The sequence below is a fragment of the Pedobacter indicus genome, assembly GCF_003449035.1.
Classification (GTDB): Bacteria; Bacteroidota; Bacteroidia; order Sphingobacteriales; family Sphingobacteriaceae; genus Albibacterium; species Albibacterium indicum.
Genome location: NZ_QRGB01000001.1, coordinates 909,797 through 931,044, shown reverse-complemented (window position 1 = coordinate 931,044; position 21,248 = coordinate 909,797). Strand labels below are relative to the sequence as shown.

Annotated in this window: 15 protein-coding genes; 5 read left to right on the top strand and 10 right to left on the bottom strand. The window is 39.7% G+C overall.

Going from position 1 to position 21,248, the window contains the following annotated elements; genetic code table 11:
- Positions 1-26: 26 nt before the first annotated feature.
- The 3 genes from D3P12_RS04290 to D3P12_RS04280 form a co-directional block, all read right to left on the bottom strand.
- Positions 27-1,958: a fumarate reductase/succinate dehydrogenase flavoprotein subunit gene (locus D3P12_RS04290; RefSeq protein ID WP_118193844.1), complete on the bottom strand. Its 1,932-nt coding sequence runs from the start codon at positions 1,956-1,958 to the stop codon at positions 27-29.
- A 32-nt stretch (positions 1,959-1,990) separates the two neighbouring features.
- Positions 1,991-2,770 carry a succinate dehydrogenase cytochrome b subunit gene (locus tag D3P12_RS04285; protein WP_118193843.1) on the bottom strand — a complete coding sequence of 260 codons (780 nt, stop codon included), beginning with the start codon at positions 2,768-2,770 and terminating at the stop codon, positions 1,991-1,993.
- 191 nt (positions 2,771-2,961) lie between these two features.
- Positions 2,962-4,494: a Do family serine endopeptidase gene (locus D3P12_RS04280; protein WP_205941056.1), complete on the bottom strand. Its 1,533-nt coding sequence runs from the start codon at positions 4,492-4,494 to the stop codon at positions 2,962-2,964.
- A 217-nt stretch (positions 4,495-4,711) separates the two neighbouring features.
- On the opposite strand from D3P12_RS04280, the gene dapF reads away from it, so the two are divergent.
- Genes dapF through D3P12_RS04260 form a run of 4 tightly spaced genes read left to right on the top strand, consistent with a single transcriptional unit; the run spans position 4,712 to position 8,226 of the window.
- The gene (gene dapF / locus D3P12_RS04275; protein ID WP_118193841.1) at positions 4,712-5,497 is read left to right on the top strand and encodes a diaminopimelate epimerase; all 786 of its coding nucleotides are present in this window, start codon (positions 4,712-4,714) and stop codon (positions 5,495-5,497) included.
- A 59-nt stretch (positions 5,498-5,556) separates the two neighbouring features.
- Positions 5,557-6,507: a lamin tail domain-containing protein gene (locus tag D3P12_RS04270; protein WP_118193840.1), complete on the top strand. Its 951-nt coding sequence runs from the start codon at positions 5,557-5,559 to the stop codon at positions 6,505-6,507.
- A 47-nt stretch (positions 6,508-6,554) separates the two neighbouring features.
- Positions 6,555-7,502: an NAD-dependent epimerase/dehydratase family protein gene (locus tag D3P12_RS04265; RefSeq protein ID WP_118193839.1), complete on the top strand. Its 948-nt coding sequence runs from the start codon at positions 6,555-6,557 to the stop codon at positions 7,500-7,502.
- A 1-nt stretch (position 7,503) separates the two neighbouring features.
- Positions 7,504-8,226: a YebC/PmpR family DNA-binding transcriptional regulator gene (locus tag D3P12_RS04260; RefSeq protein ID WP_118193838.1), complete on the top strand. Its 723-nt coding sequence runs from the start codon at positions 7,504-7,506 to the stop codon at positions 8,224-8,226.
- A gap of 37 nt (positions 8,227-8,263) precedes the next feature.
- Here the strand turns inward: D3P12_RS04260 and D3P12_RS04255 are convergent, their stop codons facing one another.
- Positions 8,264-9,424, bottom strand: coding sequence for a dipeptidase (locus D3P12_RS04255; protein WP_245977384.1), 1,161 nt, complete (start codon positions 9,422-9,424; stop codon positions 8,264-8,266).
- A gap of 70 nt (positions 9,425-9,494) precedes the next feature.
- The gene (trhO, locus tag D3P12_RS04250; protein WP_118193837.1) at positions 9,495-10,448 is read right to left on the bottom strand and encodes an oxygen-dependent tRNA uridine(34) hydroxylase TrhO; all 954 of its coding nucleotides are present in this window, start codon (positions 10,446-10,448) and stop codon (positions 9,495-9,497) included.
- Positions 10,449-10,543: 95 nt separating this feature from the next.
- Here trhO and D3P12_RS04245 point away from each other — a divergent pair, with 95 nt between their 5' ends.
- On the top strand, positions 10,544-12,349 hold the full coding sequence (locus D3P12_RS04245) for a DUF4153 domain-containing protein (RefSeq protein WP_118193836.1): 1,806 nt from the start codon (positions 10,544-10,546) through the stop codon (positions 12,347-12,349).
- A gap of 147 nt (positions 12,350-12,496) precedes the next feature.
- Here the strand turns inward: D3P12_RS04245 and D3P12_RS04240 are convergent, their stop codons facing one another.
- The 5 genes from D3P12_RS04240 to D3P12_RS04220 form a co-directional block, all read right to left on the bottom strand.
- Complete coding sequence (locus D3P12_RS04240; RefSeq protein ID WP_118193835.1) at positions 12,497-13,183, bottom strand: DUF4998 domain-containing protein; 687 nt, start codon at positions 13,181-13,183, stop codon at positions 12,497-12,499.
- A 34-nt stretch (positions 13,184-13,217) separates the two neighbouring features.
- Entirely contained in the window at positions 13,218-14,426 is a 1,209-nt protein-coding gene (locus D3P12_RS04235) for a DUF5000 domain-containing lipoprotein (RefSeq protein ID WP_118193834.1), read from the bottom strand.
- A 15-nt stretch (positions 14,427-14,441) separates the two neighbouring features.
- Positions 14,442-16,337, bottom strand: coding sequence for a RagB/SusD family nutrient uptake outer membrane protein (locus tag D3P12_RS04230; RefSeq protein ID WP_118193833.1), 1,896 nt, complete (start codon positions 16,335-16,337; stop codon positions 14,442-14,444).
- A 9-nt stretch (positions 16,338-16,346) separates the two neighbouring features.
- The gene (locus D3P12_RS04225) at positions 16,347-19,799 is read right to left on the bottom strand and encodes a TonB-dependent receptor (RefSeq protein WP_118193832.1); all 3,453 of its coding nucleotides are present in this window, start codon (positions 19,797-19,799) and stop codon (positions 16,347-16,349) included.
- Between the two features lie 240 nt (positions 19,800-20,039).
- Positions 20,040-21,176: a FecR family protein gene (locus D3P12_RS04220; RefSeq protein WP_165438718.1), complete on the bottom strand. Its 1,137-nt coding sequence runs from the start codon at positions 21,174-21,176 to the stop codon at positions 20,040-20,042.
- Between the last annotated feature and the right edge of the window lie 72 nt (positions 21,177-21,248).

Here is a 21,248-nt window from a genome sequence, read left to right as displayed (position 1 = left end):
TTTCTTATAGATTAGAGATTCATCATCTATTTATAACTACGTTGAGTTAATTTAACATTCTCGAATTGCAGTTCCTCTTTATGCAATTGTTCGGTTCCATTCGGCTGATATTGCCAAGCTGCAACATAAGCAAATTCATCATCTTTACGTTTGGCTTCCCCTTCTTCAGTCTGACTCTCCACACGGAAGTGACCGCCACATGACTCAGAACGATTCAACGCATCATCGACCATAAGTTCGGCCAACTCCAAGAAATCAGCTACTCGTCCAGCTTTCTCTAGCGACATATTCAGTTCTTCATTTGCCCCTAACACACTAACATCTTCCCAGAACTCTTTTCTAAGGTCTTGAATTAAACCTTTTGCTTTCGTCAACCCTTCTTCAGTTCTCGCCATCCCACAATACTCCCACATGATATGACCGAGTTTCTTATGAATGTCATCAACTGTCTGCTTACCCTTCATGCTAAGCAACTTGTTAACACGCTCTTCGACTTCCTTTCTTGTATTTTCAAAAGCAGGATTTTTATCATCTACCGGATCAAATCCCTGACTAGCTAAATAATCACCAACAGTATACGGCAACACAAAATAACCATCTGCAAGCCCTTGCATTAAGGCTGACGCACCCAAACGATTAGCACCATGGTCAGAGAAATTACATTCGCCAAGTGCATATAACCCTGGTACAGTTGTCATCAAATTATAATCAACCCAAAGTCCGCCCATAGTGTAATGAACAGCTGGATAAATCCGCATCGGCTGCTTATATGGATTTTCATCTGTGATTTGCAAATACATATCAAATAGATTCCCATATTTCGCACGAACAGCATCCTCTCCTAAACGCTTGATGGCGTCCGCGAAATCCAAATAGACAGCTACGCCAGTCTTACCTACACCTCTTCCCTCATCGACCATTTCTTTCGCATTTCTGGAAGCAACATCGCGTGGAACTAAGTTTCCGAAGCTCGGATATTTTCGCTCTAAATAATAATCGCGATCCTCTTCTTTAATATCACTTGCTTTGAGCTCACCTTTTCGTAATCGTTCGGCTAGTTCTACTGTTTTAGGCACCCACACACGCCCATCGTTCCGTAGTGATTCAGACATCAATGTCAATTTAGATTGATGATCACCTGTAACTGGAATACAAGTAGGGTGAATCTGGGTATAACAAGGGTTTGCAAAGAAAGCTCCCCTTTTATGAGCTCTCCATGCTGCGGTAACATTACATCCCATAGCGTTCGTTGATAAGAAGAATACGTTCCCGTAGCCGCCAGTGCATAATAAAACTGCATGTGCCGCATGAGACTCAATCTTACCTGTTATCAAGTCTCTAGTTATTATACCACGAGCATGACCATCGATTGTGACCACGTCAAGCATCTCATGTCGTGTGTAACTCTTAACTGTACCCTTTTTAATCTGACGATTTAATGCTGAATATGCCCCTAGCAACAATTGTTGTCCTGTTTGTCCGCGCGCATAAAATGTTCTGGACACTTGTGCTCCACCAAACGACCGATTATCCAACATCCCACCGTATTCGCGAGCAAAGGGCACCCCCTGTGCCACACATTGATCGATTATATTTGCTGAAACTTCAGCTAAACGATACGTATTCGCTTCACGCGAGCGGTAATCGCCCCCTTTGATAGTATCATAAAACAAACGATAAACACTATCACCATCATTTGTATAGTTTTTAGATGAGTTAATCCCACCTTGCGCTGCGATCGAGTGCGCACGTCGTGGGCTATCCTGATAGCAGAACGTTGTTACATTATACCCCAGTTCCCCGAGGGATGCTGCTGCCGAAGCGCCCGCTAAGCCCGTACCTACGACTATAATATGATACTTACGTTTGTTGGCAGGGTTGACCAACTTTAAATTAAATTTATGCTTAGTCCATTTTTCCGCTAATGGACCTTCTGGAATCTTAGAATCTAAAATCATTTTGAATTTTTTATTTTCAGCATAACGAAATGCTAACCATTAACAACGAAAAAAGAATACAAAGGCATTGCAGCGAACCCTAAAGGTATTAAAATACCAAATATCCAAAATCCAATCCACCTAATTATTGGGGCATATCGATTATGGTCGAAGCCGAGGGTCTGAAAAGCTGATCTAAATCCATGAGCCAGGTGAAAACCTAATGCTACCATCGCCAACACATAGAAAATTACAAGAATTACATTTTGGAAAGCAAAATTAACTTGCTTATATAAATCTTTCGCTCTCATAATCTGATTGTCAGAGTCAATATAATTGACATAACCTGCAAATTCAGCTTCTGATATCTCATTAACCTGGGTATCCCCACTTTGTAAGTTAGTTACATACTCAACATAAGGCGTACCACCCCAATGGTATTTATACCAGAAATTACTCATATGAGTAACGATAAATATCAAAATGATAGTCCCCAAGATGCCCATGTTTCGTGAATTCCAAGGGCTATTCGCCGCTCCATTATAAGATGCGTATGCAACTGGTCTAGCCTTTCTATTTCGTATCGTAACGATTAAAGCATACACTGCATGGAGCACAATCGTCGCATAGAGGCCGTAAGAGATAATTTTTATGGGACCAAAGCTTGTCATGAAGTATGCGTATTGGTTAAATGCCAATCCGCCATCATCCTTGAATAATTGCAAATTCCCAATCAAATGAACAACCAGGAATAGGCTTAGAAATATCCCTGTTAAACTCATGATAAGTTTCTTCCCTATCGTAGAGGAAAGTAAATGATTGAAACGACTCATTTTTATGGCTTGTTTTTAATTATGGTAAGCAAAATTATCCATTTGTATTCAATTCTGTAAAACTTTTGTAAAAATAAAACAATTTAGAACTGTTCTAATCTGCAAAAAAAAAGAGGCTGAACGCTTATCTAGCGATTCACCCTCTTTTCTACGTCGTAATCGACGCGTAAACTATACAATTACACTCCCTGCTATTCCGTCGGGAACGTTAATGTAGCCATTCCTCCGTCTGGTGTAATCCCTTTAATGGTAATTACATTTGCATTCTTACTTAAAGCCTGACCGATTTGATCAATATTGCTTACAGCTGTACCATTTATACTTGTTATTACCAACCCTTTAGGCACACCGTATTTGGCAAAAAGCCCACCTTGGCGGATACTAGTAACAACAACTCCGGCATCTACACCAAGCTCCTTCTTTTGTGCGGCCGTCAATTCTTTGAATCCAGCCCCCAAGCTATTGTATAATTGTGTAGCTGATTTACTTGATTCAGCAGTATCTGCTGTCTCTGCGTTTGTTATTTCCTGCAAAGTAATCGTTGCTTTCCGCTTCTTCCCTTCTCTTAAGTACTCTAATTCAATTTTATCTCCCGGACGTAAACGACCAACTCGCTCTTGTAAAACAGAAGAACTTGTAATTAATTTACCGTCAATATGGGTAACAATATCGTCTGCTTTTATTCCGGCTTTATCAGCGCCACCACCCTCTACAACATCACGAACATACAACCCATTGAATTCACTTACCTCTAATTCCTTTGCCACCTCAGTATTCAGCTCAACAAACGTAATTCCTACATAACCACGTTTAACTTCGCCAAACTCTTTGAAGTCATTCGCTATCTTCTTAACTAAGTTCACCGGTATCGCGAAGCCGTATCCAGCATAATATCCGCTAGGTGAAGCGATTGCTGAGTTAATTCCAATCAATTCGCCATTAGCGTTTACTAATGCACCACCGCTATTACCTCTGTTAATTACAGCATCCGTCTGAATAAAAGATTCAATCGCCGCATTTACCGGCATTTCATTAGGATTTTCTTGATATTGACGGCGCAAATCATCTTGCCCTAAAAGATTAAGAGACCTCCCCTTGGCACTAACAATACCAGCAGTAACGGTAGACTCCAAACCCAAAGGATAACCAACCGCTAAAACCCATTCACCGATATTCACATCGTCTGAGTCTCCAAGCTTAACGATTGGCAAAGACTTGGACGATGATACTTTTAACAATGCCAAATCAGTATTAGGATCTCTACCTATCAATTTAGCTTCCAAAACACGCTTATCAGTAAGCTTAACTTCTATCTTGTCCGCTCCCTCTACTACGTGATTGTTTGTCACGATATAACCATCTGTAGAAATTATAACGCCAGAACCTGACGCACGGGAAGGCTGACTTTGTCCTCTACCTCTTGGAACCCCAAAAAATTCTTCAAACATATCTCCGAATGGCGAAGATTGCATACGCTGACGACTTTTCGCCTCGTAGGTTGTTACAATATGAACAACTGCAGGCGATACTGCCGCACTTGCTTGTGTAAAGTCAGGATTCCCCGTTGAAGAATTAATCTTTAAAGGATTATTAGCAAAATAAACCTCTTGCTTCTCTTCAAAGCTCATATTCTCCACTTGTTTGTTTTCAAACAATTTATAACCACCTATAGCAAGAAGGCCTCCTACCATAGCGATCAAAACTGTCATTCCGATTTTTTTCATATTCATTTATTTATTCAAGTATTTCTAAAGTGGGAACCACTTTATTGTTTTATAAAGATTAAAAATATTAACTAGCACAAATTTACCATTTAGAGACCATTGTTTGCAAATCGCTTACAGATCTTTTCTGTTAAATAATGTTAAACGAATCCAGCTACCATTATTTAATGACATTAAAATTAGAAGTCGACAATCAATATTTTGTTTAAATTTGAAAATGCAATCAATTCATTTTTTTAAGTATCAAGGTGCTGGCAACGATTTCATCATCGTCGACAATCGAGAAAAAAACATTCAACTCAGTCAGGAAAAAATCAATCACCTTTGCGACCGGCGTTTTGGTATTGGTGCGGATGGATTCATGTTGCTACAAAACAGTGCTGAAGGCGACTTTGAAATGATCTATCACAACGCCGATGGCCAACTCGGAAGCATGTGTGGCAATGGAGGCAGATGTATTGTTGCTTTCGCAAAGAAAATAGAAATAGTAAGTGATCATGCCGACTTTATAGCCATAGACGGACGTCATACTGCATCAATCAACGACGAAGGAAATTGGGTGTCACTAAAAATGCAAGATGTTGATCAGATTCAAATAATCGACAAGTCTTACGTTTTAGACACCGGTTCACCACACTATGTAAAATTAGTTAACGAGCTGGAAGCAATGGACGTAAAGCACGAAGGAGCCAGTATCCGCAATTCAACCCCTTACAAGAAAGACGGAATTAATGTAAATTTCGTAAGCCCTGAAGAAGATGGTTACTTCGTACGTACATTCGAGCGTGGTGTTGAAGATGAGACTCTTGCTTGTGGCACCGGTGTAACCGCTGTTGCTTTAGCGATGGCATATAAAAAGGGTGAAAATGGCCAACTAAAAACCCCTATCCGTGCCCTTGGCGGGAATCTGCTCATACGCTTTCATGCGGACAATAACCATTTTCGGGATATCTATCTTGAAGGTCCTGCTGAATATGTTTTTGAAGGCACAGTTACTATTTAACCAAGCTAATTTTTGTTACATATAATTTCACTTTTTGTATCTACGATTTTTATTGAAAAATGAAGGCGTTCTTACAAACTCTATTTATTTCTCCCTGTTTACTTTTCATATCAGCATGTTCGGAACATAACATTTTTGAACCGACAGCTCCCCAGACTAGTCTTTCTGGTGACAGTAACTATGTCCCCCAACAAGTCTTAATTTCAGAAATTTTAGCTGACCCTAAGTCGGACGGGGTAGAATTCATTGAAATATACAATCATTCAGATCAAATTATCGATCTCCGTTCGCTGGAAATTACAACGGTAAACTCTAGCGGAAAACGAAATCGGCTGCATCAAGTCAGTAAAGAGTCCGTTTACCTGTACCCTGGCTCCTATAAAGTACTAAGTAAAGATTCACAGATTCTTCAGGAACATTACCCTTCTCAGGTTCCCCAGAGCTTCCAGTCTATGGAAACTTTCCCAACTTTGACAAACACCCAAGGCGCTGTCCTCCTATTTAGGAACGAGCAGCTGGTTGACAGTCTTTCCTACCATGAAAAAATGCACGATGCCTTTATTAAAAACCCAAAAGGCGTTTCTTTAGAAAGAGTTGACTTCAATACCCCTACAAATATTCCTGGAAATTTTATTTCTGCCGCAGCAAATCATGGGTATGCAACACCCGGTTATCAAAATTCACAAGCTCTCAATCAGGATACTCAATCATATGGCGTCTATCTAATTAATAAAAAGTTCGCACCGGAAAAAGAAGACAATTTAGAGTTGCATATTGGCTTCGAAAAAGGGGGTAAAATGGCAAACGTATCGGTTTATAGTTCCAGTGGAATTTCAGTAAAAAAACTTCTTAGCAACCACCGTCTAGGAACCCGAAACCTCGTCAATTGGGACGGTACGGACGATCAAGGAAAGCCTGTGCCATCAGGGGTATATTATGTTTATACCGAATTATATAGTTCTATAGGACAAAGAGAATCTTTTAAAGAAGCCTGTTTATTGTTAAGGTAATCTGACATAGTCCCAATTTTATTTTCAAAAAGCATATATTTGCGGCGATGGAAGAACGTATTATTATCATCGGATCAAATGGTCAGATTGGAACCGAGTTAGCCGCCGCCCTCCGCCAAAAATTCGGAAATGAAAGCATTATAACTTGCGACATCAAAGCACCGACTCAGCTTGATCCCTTTGCAAACTTCGAGATAGTCAATGTACTTGATCAACAAGCATTGAAGGCCCTATTTGAGAAGCACAAACCAACCCAGGTTTACCTGCTTGCAGCACTTCTGTCAGCCACTGGTGAACAATTTCCGAAAAAAGCATGGGAACTCAACATGGATGGACTTATTAATATACTCGACCTTTCCGTCGAATATAAAGTATCGAAAGTCTTCTGGCCCAGCTCAATTGCCGTCTTCGGCCCTCACTCTCCAAAAGACCAAACCCCCCAATATTGCATTATGGATCCCAGTACGGTCTATGGATTCAGCAAGTTAGCCGGCGAACGGTGGTGTGAATACTATCACCAAAAACACCGTTTAGATATAAGAAGCATTCGTTATCCTGGCTTAATCAGTTGGAAAGCGGCACCGGGGGGAGGAACTACTGATTATGCTATTCATATTTTCCACGAAGCTCTATTATCTGGGAAATACGAGAGTTTTCTTTCTGAGAACACGAGACTACCGATGCTTTACATGGATGATGCTATTGCCGGCACTTTACAAGTAATGGATGTCCCTGCAGAAAATCTTCGGATTCGCTCTAGTTATAATCTCACTGGTCCAAGTTTTACACCATCCGAATTAGGAGAAGAAATACAAAAATATTTACCCGATTTCCAACTAAGTTACACGGCTGATGATCCTCGACAACAAATAGCTGATAGTTGGCCAAAATCTATCGATGATAGCTACGCAAGAGAAGATTGGGGTTGGAATCCTGAATTTGATCTTTCTGCAATAACAAAAGAAATGTTGACAAACCTTAGAAAACAACAATAAAATGGGAAGAGCCTTTGAATTTAGAAAAGAACGGAAGTTTAAGCGCTGGGCTAAAATGGCCGTTCAGTTCACACGTTTGGGCAAAGAAATAGCGATGGCAGTTAAAGATTCAGGGCCACATCCTGAATCGAACTCACGCTTACGAACGGCTATTCAGAATGCGAAAGCTGTGAACATGCCGAAAGACCGGATCGAGGCGGCTATCAAAAGAGCCTCTGAAAAAGATTCGAATTCGTATGAAGAACATATTTATGAAGGCTACGCTCCCCACGGAGTTGCAATTCTAATAGAGACAGCAACCGACAATATTAACCGAACCGTCGCGAATATCCGCAGTTACTTCACCAAAGCCGGAGGATCACTCGGCAAGACAGGATCGCTAGATTTTATATTTCAACGCAAATCCGTGTTCCGTTTCAAAGTTGGCGAAGATGTCGATCTCGAGGAATTCGAGCTCGAACTCATTGACGGAGGCTTAGAGGAACTCTATGTCGAAGATGACGAGGAAGGCAATGACGTCGTTGTCGTTCAAACTTCCTTTGAAGATTTTGGAAATATGCAAAAACTTCTAGAAGGCAAAGGCTTAGAGGTCACTGCTAAATTAGAACGCATTACGCTTTCGTCAACAGAGATCGGCGAAGAAGATGCCGCAGATATTCTGAAACTTATCGATAAGATTGAGGAAGATGATGATGTTCAGGCGGTTTACCACAACATGGCTTAATCCATCACATTGCCACCCACGAAAATAAACGTCAGGCTCATTGTGCATCAAGTACCCTTAGCACATTGAGCCCCAAAATCTTTTGGATATCTCCATCGCTATACCCTCTTTCGACTAACGCTTTTGTAATATTCGGATAGGCTGACACATCATCTAAACCTTTGGCAGTTGATTCTACCCCGTCAAAATCGCCACCCAATCCGACATAATCAATACCCACCAAGTTAACAATGTAGTCAATATGATCAATCACCACGCTTAGTTCAGGACGAACCTGTTCCTTTGCTTCAGCAGACAGCTTATCAAATTTGCCATCCCCCTTCACATTCTTTTTTTGCTCCTTTTCCGGAACCGTCACAGCATATAAGCTATCTACTTTACGATTATAACCTTCTTCTAAAAAACCAGAATAAAAATTAATGCAGATCACACCATCGTTCTCCGCAATTGCCTTGATCTGCTCATCTTTTAAATTTCGTGGCACAGGTGCTATTGCATACACGTTACTATGCGATACAATTACCGGTTTTGAAGTCGTTTCTATTGCATCATAGAATGTTTGCTCACCAACATGTGATAGATCCACCATCATGCCGATTTTATTCATGTAGCGAACCACCTCACGACCAAAATCAGTCAACCCTTTATGTTTGATCTTCGATTTAGGGTTCGTTTCATCAGATGCAGAGCTCGCCCAGTCCGTACTATTATTCCAGGTCAGCGTTAAATACCGTACCCCGCGATCATACAGATTTTGAAGATAACTCAAATCATCCTCAATCATGTGTCCCCCTTCCACACCCATCAGAACCGCTAATTTGTTTTCTTTGGCAGCGGAAAGGACATCCTCTTTAGTCGTCGCTAATTGTAACTTGTCGGGGTTTTCAGCAACAATTTTTGTTAAAGCGTCAATTTGTTGATTCGCGAAATTATACGCCCTCCCTTTTCCATAATCTCCCCCACACCATACTGAAAAGATTTGAGCATTAACCCCTCCTTCAAAAAAACGGGGAATATCGGTATGCCCACTAGGGACATGATTGGCAATGTTCTTTCCCTCCATAATAGAAGAAATTAATACATCGTTATGTGTATCTATTACGATTGACGCTTGATGTAGACTATCTGCACGTTGAGCAATACTACCTAACGGCCAAGCAATTACCATTACAACAAATAAGAAAAAAGGGTTTCGCATAGTTAAAACTACAAAAAACCCTTTAAACTTTTATAAATAATCCCAAGTAAAAACTTAAGACATGCAAGAATTAAGATTCGGTAAGAATACGTTTCTTCGTGTTAACAGGCTGTGGGATCTTTACATAATACCCTGTACCGTCGTATTCTCTTTTCAAAGGATGCGTCTGGCAAGCTGCAGAACAACAACCCTCTAACTGCTCCCCACAAGCATCACACTGCGTGAAATGCTCATTACACTCAGGATTTGCACAGTTGATCATTTTGTTAGTTTTGGTACCACAATTTCTGCAGGTAGATATTACCGTCGGATTTACACGGTTTACATCCACTGCCACCCGATTGTCAAATACATAACATTGTCCCTCGAAATCTTTACCCTCGGCTTCTTTCCCATATTTTATAATACCGCCGTGTAATTGGTAAACCTCTTTAAACCCTTCTTTCAACAACAATGCTGACGCCTTTTCACACTTAATTCCGCCAGTACAATAAGTCAATATCTTTTTGTCTTTATACTGTGCCAGTTCATTGATTTTTGCAGGGAAGTCACGGAAATTTTCAATATCCAGAGTTACCGCATTCTTAAATCTCCCCAAATTATGCTCATAATTCGAGCGCACATCCAACACCACCACATCTTCCTGATCTTTCATTTCCAAGAAGTCTTTCGGCTCAAGATGAATACCCGTTTCTTTATTTGGGTCAATGAGATCAGGGTTCCGAAGACCCGAATGTACAATCTCTGATTTATAACGACAATGCATCTTAATAAACGACGGCTCTTCTACGTCATCGATTTTGAAATCGGTTTTCGCAAAGCGCTCATCTGCATGAATGCTTGCCATGTATTGTTTACAGGACTCAACCGTACCTGAAACCGTACCATTCAATCCTTCGTCGGCAACAATAATCCTCCCGACCAAGTTCAGACTTTTACAAAAAGCGAGGTGCTCAGCAGCAAATTCTTCTGCATTCTCTATTGGGCTGTAGCAATAGTACAGCAAGGTTTGATATTTTTCCATAAATTCATTGATACCGCTGCAAACGGCGTTTAATGTTAAATAATGCGCAAAGATAAAAAAAATTGAAGTAAATTCACTCTCAAAGAAAGCGAGTTATGCTCAAATTACCGTCCCTCAATACCCTTTGGTTAAGTCTTCGAAATATACTTATCCGTTTCCCTTTACAAACCCTAATCGCACTGTTTGCCATGGTCTTATGGCTATCCGTCGCAGATCACTACGCCAGCGAACACATCAATATGGTTCATAAGCTTATCGCCTTAAGCTTAGTCGCTTTTACCTTTTCTTTATCTTTTGAATTATTTTCAGAAAGCCGGGTACTACCTCGTTACATGAGCTGGTTAATACAACTCATTGTAATCGGTCTAAGCTACAGTATAACATGGTTTATTTATCCCGAATATTTTCAAAAAGACGTCCTTAAAATTATTCTCCTGATTCTGGCAGGTCACCTATCCGTTTCCTTCAGCGCTTACATAAATAAATCTAACCCTCAGGCATTTTGGCATTTTAACAAGGTACTTTTTCTCCGTTTTTTTACGTCCGTCTTATTTTCGATCGTACTTTATATCGGTTTGGCAGTCGCTCTATATACAACCGAAGCACTGTTCCAGGTTGATTTCGATGGCGATATCTATTACAAGCTATTCATTCTAATCGCCGCAGGGTTCAACACGTTGTTTTTTCTGGGTGGAATTCCAACAAATTTAAACGAATCCACCGAACATAATGACTATCCCAAAGCACTAAAGATTTTCACCCAATATGTCCTCATTCCGCTGCTGACTGTCTATCTAGCAATTTTATTGGTTTATGAACTCAAGATAATTATTAGCATGCAGCTTCCCGATGGTCTGGTCTCAATTCTGATTATGGGATATGCAGTTTTTGGAATATTATCATATCTGCTGATCTATCCGATACGGGAAACGGAAGAGAACGCATGGATAAGTCGATTTTCTAGACTATTCTTTTGGTTTATGCTGCCGCTGCTAATCCTCCTGTTCATTGCCATCCTTGTCCGTATCGGGGACTATGGAATTACCGAAATGCGCTATTTCGTTTTCATATTGGCACTATGGTTAAGTTTTGTGACGTTTTATTTTATTACAAAGAAGAAACCCAATGTCAAGATTATTCCAATCAGTCTATTTATAACAACTATTTTCTCCATCAGCGGTCCCCAGAGTGCAAGCAGTATCTCAAAAAAATCGCAGTTGTCGCGATTTTCAAAACAAATAATGTTAAAAGAAAAAAGCGAAGAAAATGCTTCCATTATCAACTACTTGGTACGTTTTCATGGACTTATATCACTAGAATCGTTCATTTCACAAAATACTGCTACAATACAAAATCAGATCATCAGCACAAAGGACTCGTTACGAAATTCAAATTTCCAAAAACAAACACGCTTATTGGACACAGCCTTTTCAATGTTAGCAATCGACCGCCACCCCTTTGCGCAAACAAGTATCAGCTTCATCAATAGTGAAAATTACCTCCGTAGTAGTGATTTCGAAATAGCTTTTTGGAGAAACAATCATTCTGGAGAGGACGGCGTAGAAACACCAGCAGGCATCATAACCACCGCATATCCTAATGAAGAGAGCTTTTACGTCATATTTAATGGGAATGACAGCGTGTCCCTCGATATAAAAGCTTTCCAAACATCTCTCCGATATAAATATGATTCGTTGAAAATTTCGAATCAAAGCTCTAATACCGAGAGAACGATTAATGAAATTAAAGCTCCCAGAGACTGGATGATGCTCGAAGGAGAAAATGCAAAATACCGTGTTCAGATGCAAGTCGAAAGAATCACCATTGATAATAAGAATAATACGGAACAACGAATTTATTTCCCATATTTTTCAGCTTATATACTGATAAACGAGAAGTAGTATAACGAAGAATCAAACTTTAAGAGATCACATATAAAGGAGGGAAAAATTAATTTTGCTCAATGAGCATCTTCGATACATGAAAGAACTAACATTTCATTAAACCTTGTATGAATATATTACAAAAGAATTCAAATTCTACCTTCATCAAAGAGGCCTTATATCTTCCGTTTTCGAATAAAATGTATCTAAAGCGATAGAATCTGGCTTATAGGCTGAGATTAATTTAAATATTCCATCCAGCGGAAACTTCTTAAGTGTATCTAATTGAGCTTCCCGATCAACGATATGTTTAACACTATTACCATCAGTATCAAGATATAGTAATTCCGAATATAGTAGTTGTTCTTCAGCCGCCACCCAGTCCAAAAGCAAATCTCCATCATTTATTAATTTGGCAGAATTAAATGTTCTATTCACCAAAAAACTACTATACTGTTCACCATAAGAGCGTCCCGAAGTCTGAGTAGGTACCGAATGATTGCCCATCTTGTCATACAATACTATTTCAAAATGATGCAAGCCCTCTGTCATGTTTTCCAACAAAACTCGAACAGTATCGATATTCGAAGTTTTGGTCACCAATGCAGAAGTTGAATCCCGATAATTATTCCAATATAATTTATAACTGTTAACTTTTGGATCCGACAATAATAGCCAAGATATCTCGACACGATGGTTTCCTCCCCGTACTATAACCGAATCAGCTTTGCCGATATAAATAGTTTCCCCCTCATCGATAAATTGTCGATAATTATCATCTAACTTTTTACAGCTAATCAAAAAAATAATAGACAATACGAAGAGAAATATATTTTTAAAATATTTTTTCATGATATTCAATGCTTATTTATAGATAACAAAAAAACTATTCTACCGGTGCTCCCCACAATGTAAGCTCCTGTAAAATAAATCCAGCTTGAGACGACCAACTATCCATTACTTTCACTCGAATATACCGATAAGCTTGTTCATAATTTGAAAATGTAAAATCCTCACCGGCAAGCCCAACTGCAATATCTTCTGCGCTATTCTCTCCCATAGGAAGTCCAGAGGGTTTTATAGACTCAAATCTATCTAACAGTGTCCAGCTATCCCAAGATCCATCAATTCCAGGGTCATTACTCCCCCATATTTCAAAAACTCGGGGTGTCAAGTTCCCAAAGAAGTAGCTATAACGCGTACCGCTTTGAGCAGGGCTAGGGAAGACCTTCATTCTACCAATTTGATACTTCTTTCCCAAATCAATGGTAAACCACCAAGGAAAAGCAAAGCCTGTATATTCTTGTAGAAAAAAATTACTTCCTGCTGCAGTACTAGGTCCATCCCATAAATTTTTCAGCTGCCTTGTTGCGAATTTTGGCACGTAGTAATCGTTATCAAGTTGATAGTGTTTCATCAAGGTCTTATCAATTTCAACTTCATATAAGGGCGTAATTGTTTGAAATAATGTATCTGAACGGTTTTGCCATTTATCAGTAAAATAAAAAGCAAACTCCTGCGGCTCAGCTCCTAAACCTCGAAAAGAAAAGCTTGGGTTTATCTCTGTTGACAACGTGTATAGTTTATCATATATCTCCCATTGACCCACACTATCTTTGGTTAAGAAATATAATACATACTCATTCTCTAGCTCATTATCGTATTTAACATTTACCCCTCCAAAATCTTGAGTTGGTAAAAGTGAATTAAAAGCTAGTTCTATCGGAGATATGAGAGGTTTTATTTTTACTGAAATCGGATCGGATTTCATTTCTGAACGATTAACTGTATAAAGAAAAACTTCCCTTTCGTTGGTACTGGTAAAACCTTCTAGTTTAACAAACCCTTTAAAAACTGACGATTTAACCTTCTTTGTAACGCCATTGTCTAATGTGTACTCGGCTTCTACATATAATAATTCAGAGTCATCGGGCAAAGCATATGAAATGGTCGCTGCTCCATGGTCATTCTTAACTGAAATATCACTCACTATAGAAGGCTTATCTCCTTTTTGAACTAATGGTTCCAGCTTTCTTTCATTACAAGAAAAAAAGCCAAACAAGCATATAGAAAAAAATAAATATACAAATCTCATATTTAATTAAATTAATTACCAACCGGGGTTTTGCACTAAATTTTTATTTACTAATAGGTCACGCTCGCTTATAGGCCAGAAATAGTCCCTTAAACTAAAGTCTGGTTTGAAAATCAACCTCTCCCGATAGTACCCTTCAGTTGAAGATTGGTCTACATCCCAGCCAGAGATAGGTTTAGACCCTTCTTCTACAGCTGTTTTCCAACGTCTGATATCCCAAAATCTATGTCCTTCAAAAGCTAATTCAATCGATCGCTCTCTTTGAATAATTTCCCGTAAACCTTCTTTCGTCGTATATTTTGTAGGTATACGAGAGAACTTGGACCACGACTCTTGAACCGTAGGTATTCCTGCACGCTCCCTAATAATATTAAGAAACTCGTAAACTTCGTCACTTGGACCATACGCTTCATTCATGGCTTCAGCATACATCAAATACAAATCAGTTAGGCGCAGCATTACCCATGGATAATTAGTAGAATTCCAAGTACTCCTGTCAACCGAAGTGTTAGTATAATAATTCAGCTTTTTGGGATAATATCCGGTTACCGAATGATAACTTATGCCTGTTTTACCCCCATACTGTCCTACTTTCCCTTCAAACCAATACGTATTATTATCGTCATATTTACCTTGACCATACCAGATACCTCCATCGAAACCTAAACCTCCATAAAAGCGGGGTTCGCGATGAAAGTTCAGAGCCGCTGTTGTATAACCCTGTTTGATATTGTATCTCTCTTCTTCCGTTGCCACCCTCAAATCAAACCTTTCGGCATAATGCCAAGTATGATCTTCCTCAATTGGGACCCCGTGTTCACTATAAAATTGTTCGACGATCTTTAATGGTACACTAAGAACCCCATTCGGTAACGTATATAATCTTTGACTAGCATCTAACGCACGAGGGGTAGCATATCGCTGCAGTACTTGGGTCGTGCTGCCTGTATTTGCCCAAATAATTTCGGAGTTCCAGCGTTCGGTTAATGCCCCACGATATGTTAATTGAATCAACGTTGTATCCGAAAGACTCCGCTGTTGCATTCCAGGCTCAAATACATAAAGTTTGTATCCTAATGAATGAGCCAAATCAATTGCAGCTTTTGCAGCTTCAGCAGCGCGCTCCCATTTTTGTACGCTATAGATTTGATTGAAAAACAGCTCCCCTTCCTTTCCCGTGAAATTATTATAATCACTATTCCCATTAAATAGCGGACTAGCAGCATAGAGCAACACTCTAGCTTTTAGACTTACGGCTATCGGTCGCGTAATTCTGCCTAACTCCGAATTTTCGTCAAAAACATGGTCCGGTAAAAACTCGGTAGCCTCATCAAGTAACTCCACGATATATTCAAACACATCATCTACTGGTTGACGAGAAACGCGCACCTCTTCTCCGGAAGCCGAAATAGGCAAATTTTCCTTGATAATAGGCAGCGGGCCGTACATACGTACTAAATAAAAGTAATAATATGCTTTTAAAACATTCACCTCGGCCATCCACTGTTGTATTTCATATTCCTCCATATCCGGTACATTCACGATATTTTCAAGAAACAAATTACATTGACTGATAGCTGTCCATAACGGTTCACCGCTATTCTGACCACTCCAAAAATCTAAATATGGAGAATTTCTATTCTGTTCTCCTCTGGCTAATTTGGTTGAGTTATTATCGAATGCGGTATTTATCCATAATTCGTCACTCCCTGCATGTGCTACATTTGACATTGGATGTCCCAAGTCGGGCAAAAAGGAATAACAAGTTGCGAGATATTTTTCAGCAGCACTCCGCATCCTAAAAGCATATTCCAGAGTAGGGACATTATCAGGCACGACATCTATAAATTTATTACAGCCTATCGTGATCATGACAAGAAAAGTTAATGTTATTAATCGTATATTTTTCATAAATACATTTTAAAATGTCATATTAACACCCAGATTTACAACTCTTTGCAAGGGATACCCTAAGCCATTTCCACCCATTTCTATATCCCATAATTTAAATCCACTTAATAAAAATAAATTTGTTCCACTCAAATAAAAACGAAGGTTCTTAGCTGAAATCCTTTTAGTAAGATGCTCTGGTATAGAATAACCTAATTCAACTTGTTTTAAACGAAGAAAAGATCCGTCATTCAACCACCATGTACTCAACTGCATATTATTAGCTTGATTCTCGGTGCTTAGTCGCGGCCACAAAGCATAGATATCCGGATTATCTAATGAGTAATGACTGTCAGCAAAAGCTTGTAATACTTGTTTTCCACCAACAAAAGGCTGAACATTTATAGGGCCGGCTACTCCATCAACAACACCTCCAGTCCAAAATGAAGATTGAGCTGACCCTTGTAAAAACATTGATAGATCGAATCCTTTCCAACCAAAGGAAAACCCACCACCATATACGATCTCCGGCACTGTAGGAAATCCTATCGGCACCTGATCTAAAGTAGTGATCTGTCCATCACCATTGATATCTTTATACTTTATATCTCCCGCTATATTTTGTGAGCCAAAATTTTGTTGAGGTGAATTCTGAACCTCTGCATCGTCGACAAACAAGCGCTCTGCAATGTAACCATAAAGCTGTCCTAATGGTTGTCCAATCCTAGATTTCCACCACTCCCTTTCGTAAACTGGTTCTTCATATACACGATATTTACTAGTGGCATAAGTATAGTTTGCTCGTGCTTGTAACCACATACCATTTTGGAAGCTATGCGAATAATCAAGAGATATATCCATTCCTCGACCAGAAGCTTCACCCACATTTGCTCGTACAGGCGCTGTTAATCCCATTGTAGTTGGAATATCAGCCCGATTCATTAAAATATTCGTTCTTCTTTCGGAAAAGAAATCGGCTTGGATATTTACTTTATTAAATAATCCTAACTCAAGAGCGAGGTTACTTTTATAAGAAGTTTCCCATGTTACACCTTCATTTGCATATCTCGTAACATTTACGCCGCTGATTGATCTACCCCCCTCTCGCCCAAAAGTAAATCCCCGGTTACCCGCCGCCATGTTTACTTCAGAAAGATAAAAGAATCGATCAGAGGCTGATCCGATTTCATCATTTCCTACAAGACCATAGGTGCCTCTAATACGAAAATTATTAATCGTATTCTTCATTGGCTCCCAGAACTTTTCATTCGATATGCTCCAAGCTACCCCAGCTGACGGGAAAAACCCCCAGCGTTTATTCTCATGAAATCGCTCCGAGCCGTTATATCCGAAATTAAACTCGAGAAAATAACGGCTATCGTAAGCATAGGTTGCTCGTCCAGAAACCCCTAAATTTCGTGAAGGAAGAGATAATTGAAGGCTGCTCGCTTTTGCATCCATGTTGGAACGCATAATCGCAACAAGTAAACCGCTCCAAGAATGCTTCTCATTAAATACTCTGGCATAATTCAATGCAGTTTCCATGTAAAAAACGGAAGACTGTTGTCTCAGGCCTTCGTTTACTCCGAAATCTAAAAACTCAGTTCCGGAAGTTTCATTAAAGGAATATATCTCATAGTCACCAGTCCGTCGATCAAAGTATTCTAGGTCATAGAAAAAGGGTTTATATGAGCGTTCAATATCAAATCTAGATATTCGATTTGTATTAAACATTGCTCGAACATTTAAGCCCTCAGTTATTGCAGATAGATCCTGCTTTAACTCCATTTGTGCCATCATTAAAGATCTAGTATAATCTTTGTATCCCTTCACCATGTCGGCGTATGGATTCAAAAATGAACGATCAGCCAAACCGCCAAACATAATATGTTGTATATGACGGTGCGAATCATCAATTGGATAATACGGAGCAAAGTCTACCGGGTTAGTTCGAATAACCTTATTGTATATAGCTGACCCACCCTCAATCGGCCCCACATAATCATCGAAGTTACCGTTTAAACGGACGATTAGTTCAGTTGATTTAGTTAAATCAATATTAACATTTGCTCTCAACGTGTAACTTTTTAAGTTTATATTATTATTAAAATTGTTAATACCATTGACTTTTAGCACACCATTGTCTTGTGCATATGAACCTGCGACATAATATCTCGCCACCTTTCCCCCTCCACTTACATTCAGATTATAGCGATGATTGAAAGTTTGATCTTTAAATAATTCATCGCGCCAGTCGACTGCCGGAAATAGAATCGGATGAAGGCCTTGTTCAGTGGCATCGATTTTTTCTTGAGAATACAGAGGAGGCTCAAATGGATTTCTCGATATTAATGCATCGTTATAGAGCTTCATAAAATCTACCGGATCGGCTAATTCGACATTCGCAGTTGGTTCGGAAAGAGAACTCTCTGCTCGAAACGATATTGTTGGAGTTCCTTCTTTACCCTGCTTGGTTGTAACAAAAATAACCCCATTTGCCCCTCGGGCACCATAGAGCGCAGTCGAAGTCGCATCTTTCATGATTGAAAAACTTTCAATATCATCTGGTCGGAGACGTGCCAATTCCGTAACTCCCAACTCTACACCATCAATTAAAATCAAAGGATCCACTTTTCCCGTACCAAATGAAGTAACCCCTCGAATAAAGAAGTCAGCATTATCTTGCCCAGGCTCCCCACTTCGTTGATAAGCGATAACACCCGCTGCTTGTCCTGCTAAAGCAGTTGTAAGATTACTTGACGGAACACGCAGATCCGACGGCTTGATAGTAGTAACCGCACCCACCATATCCGTTTTCTTCTGTGTACCAAATGCAACAACCACAACCTCTCCCAGTTCTGCTGGATCTTCTTTTAAAACAACAGTAATTGAAGTTCTGCCTCGACGGGGAACCTCCTGAGTAACAAAGCCTGTAAATGATACAACCAATACAACGTCCTCATCGAGGGCAGGAAAGGAAAATCGACCACTACCATCAGTCTGAGTTCCTACATTTGTTCCTTTGATCATTACAGAAGCTCCCGGCAATGTTACACCTAATGAATCCTGAACGACCCCAGACACGCTTTGTTGACTCCGCTTTTCGTAAGTTGGCACGGTTGACCGTGGACGCGGCCTTACAACCACCGTCTTATCTACAATCGTATATGCCAAGTCTTTCGGTGTCAGTACTGAGCTCAATACTTCCTTCAAGTCTACTTCCTGAAAATCAACGTCTACCCGTTCACGATCATTGAGTTTTCCAGACTGCCACAAGACATCGTATCCGGTTTGGTCTCTGATATGATTGAAAACATCTTTCAAGGCTATATTCTCCTGCTTGAGCGTCACTTTCTGTGCAAGGGTCTCCCCACTCACTTGTAAAAAAGAAATGGCCATTAAGAAGACAATGAGTTTCATAATACGCATGATTTGAGCCAACCACCTGCGGTGAGACAGCCCGATAGCATTAATAAATTTCATACATTTGTTATGTTCGGTTAGTTATTTAGATTTTTAATTGTGGATTAACTGAATGTATATCACCAGAGATGCTAGCACATTTCTGGTGATTTTTTCAGCATTCAAATTAGTAATAGTAGTAGTCTCTCATAAGCAATTCTTAAGTCGAATGATAAATTGGTTAAACTGTTTAGTCGATCTACATTCACGTGAACGTAACCGATCTATATATAAGACAAATTTAGGGTGCGGTGGTAGACATCAATTTACAATAATTTTTTTCTGTTGGATCTTAAAATGCACACCCCCAGTTAGTTCAAGCAAGTTTAACACGCTTTTCACGTCTTCAAATTTCGAAATAGTGCCAGAAAAGACCTGCGTCTTGTCCACATGCTGAAAATCCACTTCTACGTCGTACCATCGCGCAATTCTCAACATAATATCTTCAATCCTTTCATCCTCAAACATAAAATAGCCATTCTTCCACGCTATTGCGACGTCGGCGTCCATGTTCTTAATGTTAAGGTTATTACCGTCGACATTACTCTGCTGGTTGGGTTTCAATATAGCCTGTTGATCGCCGCTCCTCACTTTGACAGAACCCTCGACGAGGGTGGTCTTTAATATACCACCATCTCCGTAAGCATTAATATTAAAATGCGTACCGAGAACTTCTATATTTTGTGATAGTGAGCTATCGGGCGAAATCGCATGGACCAAGAACGGCATCTTTTCGTTAGTCATTACTTCAAAATATGCTTCGCCTCTTAATACAACCTTCCGTTCACCTAGAGACGAGAACGTTGTGGGATAGGTAAGCGAAGATTCTGCATTCAGCCAAACTTTTGTACCATCGGGCAATAGAATTTGGTATTGCCCTCCTCGTGGAGTCGATATGGTGTTATACCTCACTATTTTGGGCTCACTCTCCGGCTTTTCATCTATCGAATAAACTAATTGCCCCTCTTCCGTCTTAGAAATCGACACGCCCAATTGTTGCAAACTCTTTCCTTCATCCAGTTCGTCTAATAAAACACGGCTTCCATCTTCTAAGGTCAAATATGCCTTGTTTCCTCCCGGGAGAATTGATTCCAGATCCCTATCGATGACAGCAACCTCATTTTGATCCTTAAGGAACGAATTGATGACAAAGGTGGTCGCAGCCAAGAATACAGCAGCGACAATTGAACGATAGAAAATACTTATCCTACTTTTTCTCTTTACGGGAAGTCGCTGAAAAATCTCATCCCCAATTTCGTCTATATTTCTGTTCGAAGGCATCAAATGATGCTCATCTGTTGCATGATTATACCACCGTTCTACCAAAGACTTTTCTTCCGGACTGCAGGTACCCTCCAAGTATTTATTAATTAGTTCCTCTGCATTTTTTTTATTCATTGTCATCCATAATATTGTAGCCCCAATTCCAGGTCCTTATACTATATAGACTATCAAGACTAACCTAGGTAG

What these genes read in the sequence shown, in the direction of transcription:
- D3P12_RS04290 (WP_118193844.1), bottom strand. Translation starts at nt 1,958, where the DNA reads ATGATTTTAGATTCTAAGATTCCAGAAGGTCCATTAGCGGAAAAATGG.
- D3P12_RS04285 (WP_118193843.1), bottom strand. Translation starts at nt 2,770, where the DNA reads ATGAGTCGTTTCAATCATTTACTTTCCTCTACGATAGGGAAGAAACTT.
- D3P12_RS04280 (WP_205941056.1), bottom strand. Translation starts at nt 4,494, where the DNA reads ATGAAAAAAATCGGAATGACAGTTTTGATCGCTATGGTAGGAGGCCTT.
- dapF (WP_118193841.1), top strand. Translation starts at nt 4,712, where the DNA reads ATGCAATCAATTCATTTTTTTAAGTATCAAGGTGCTGGCAACGATTTC.
- D3P12_RS04270 (WP_118193840.1), top strand. Translation starts at nt 5,557, where the DNA reads ATGAAGGCGTTCTTACAAACTCTATTTATTTCTCCCTGTTTACTTTTC.
- D3P12_RS04265 (WP_118193839.1), top strand. Translation starts at nt 6,555, where the DNA reads ATGGAAGAACGTATTATTATCATCGGATCAAATGGTCAGATTGGAACC.
- D3P12_RS04260 (WP_118193838.1), top strand. Translation starts at nt 7,504, where the DNA reads ATGGGAAGAGCCTTTGAATTTAGAAAAGAACGGAAGTTTAAGCGCTGG.
- D3P12_RS04255 (WP_245977384.1), bottom strand. Translation starts at nt 9,424, where the DNA reads ATGCGAAACCCTTTTTTCTTATTTGTTGTAATGGTAATTGCTTGGCCG.
- trhO (WP_118193837.1), bottom strand. Translation starts at nt 10,448, where the DNA reads ATGGAAAAATATCAAACCTTGCTGTACTATTGCTACAGCCCAATAGAG.
- D3P12_RS04245 (WP_118193836.1), top strand. Translation starts at nt 10,544, where the DNA reads ATGCTCAAATTACCGTCCCTCAATACCCTTTGGTTAAGTCTTCGAAAT.
- D3P12_RS04240 (WP_118193835.1), bottom strand. Translation starts at nt 13,183, where the DNA reads ATGAAAAAATATTTTAAAAATATATTTCTCTTCGTATTGTCTATTATT.
- D3P12_RS04235 (WP_118193834.1), bottom strand. Translation starts at nt 14,426, where the DNA reads ATGAGATTTGTATATTTATTTTTTTCTATATGCTTGTTTGGCTTTTTT.
- D3P12_RS04230 (WP_118193833.1), bottom strand. Translation starts at nt 16,337, where the DNA reads ATGAAAAATATACGATTAATAACATTAACTTTTCTTGTCATGATCACG.
- D3P12_RS04225 (WP_118193832.1), bottom strand. Translation starts at nt 19,799, where the DNA reads ATGAAATTTATTAATGCTATCGGGCTGTCTCACCGCAGGTGGTTGGCT.
- D3P12_RS04220 (WP_165438718.1), bottom strand. Translation starts at nt 21,176, where the DNA reads ATGAATAAAAAAAATGCAGAGGAACTAATTAATAAATACTTGGAGGGT.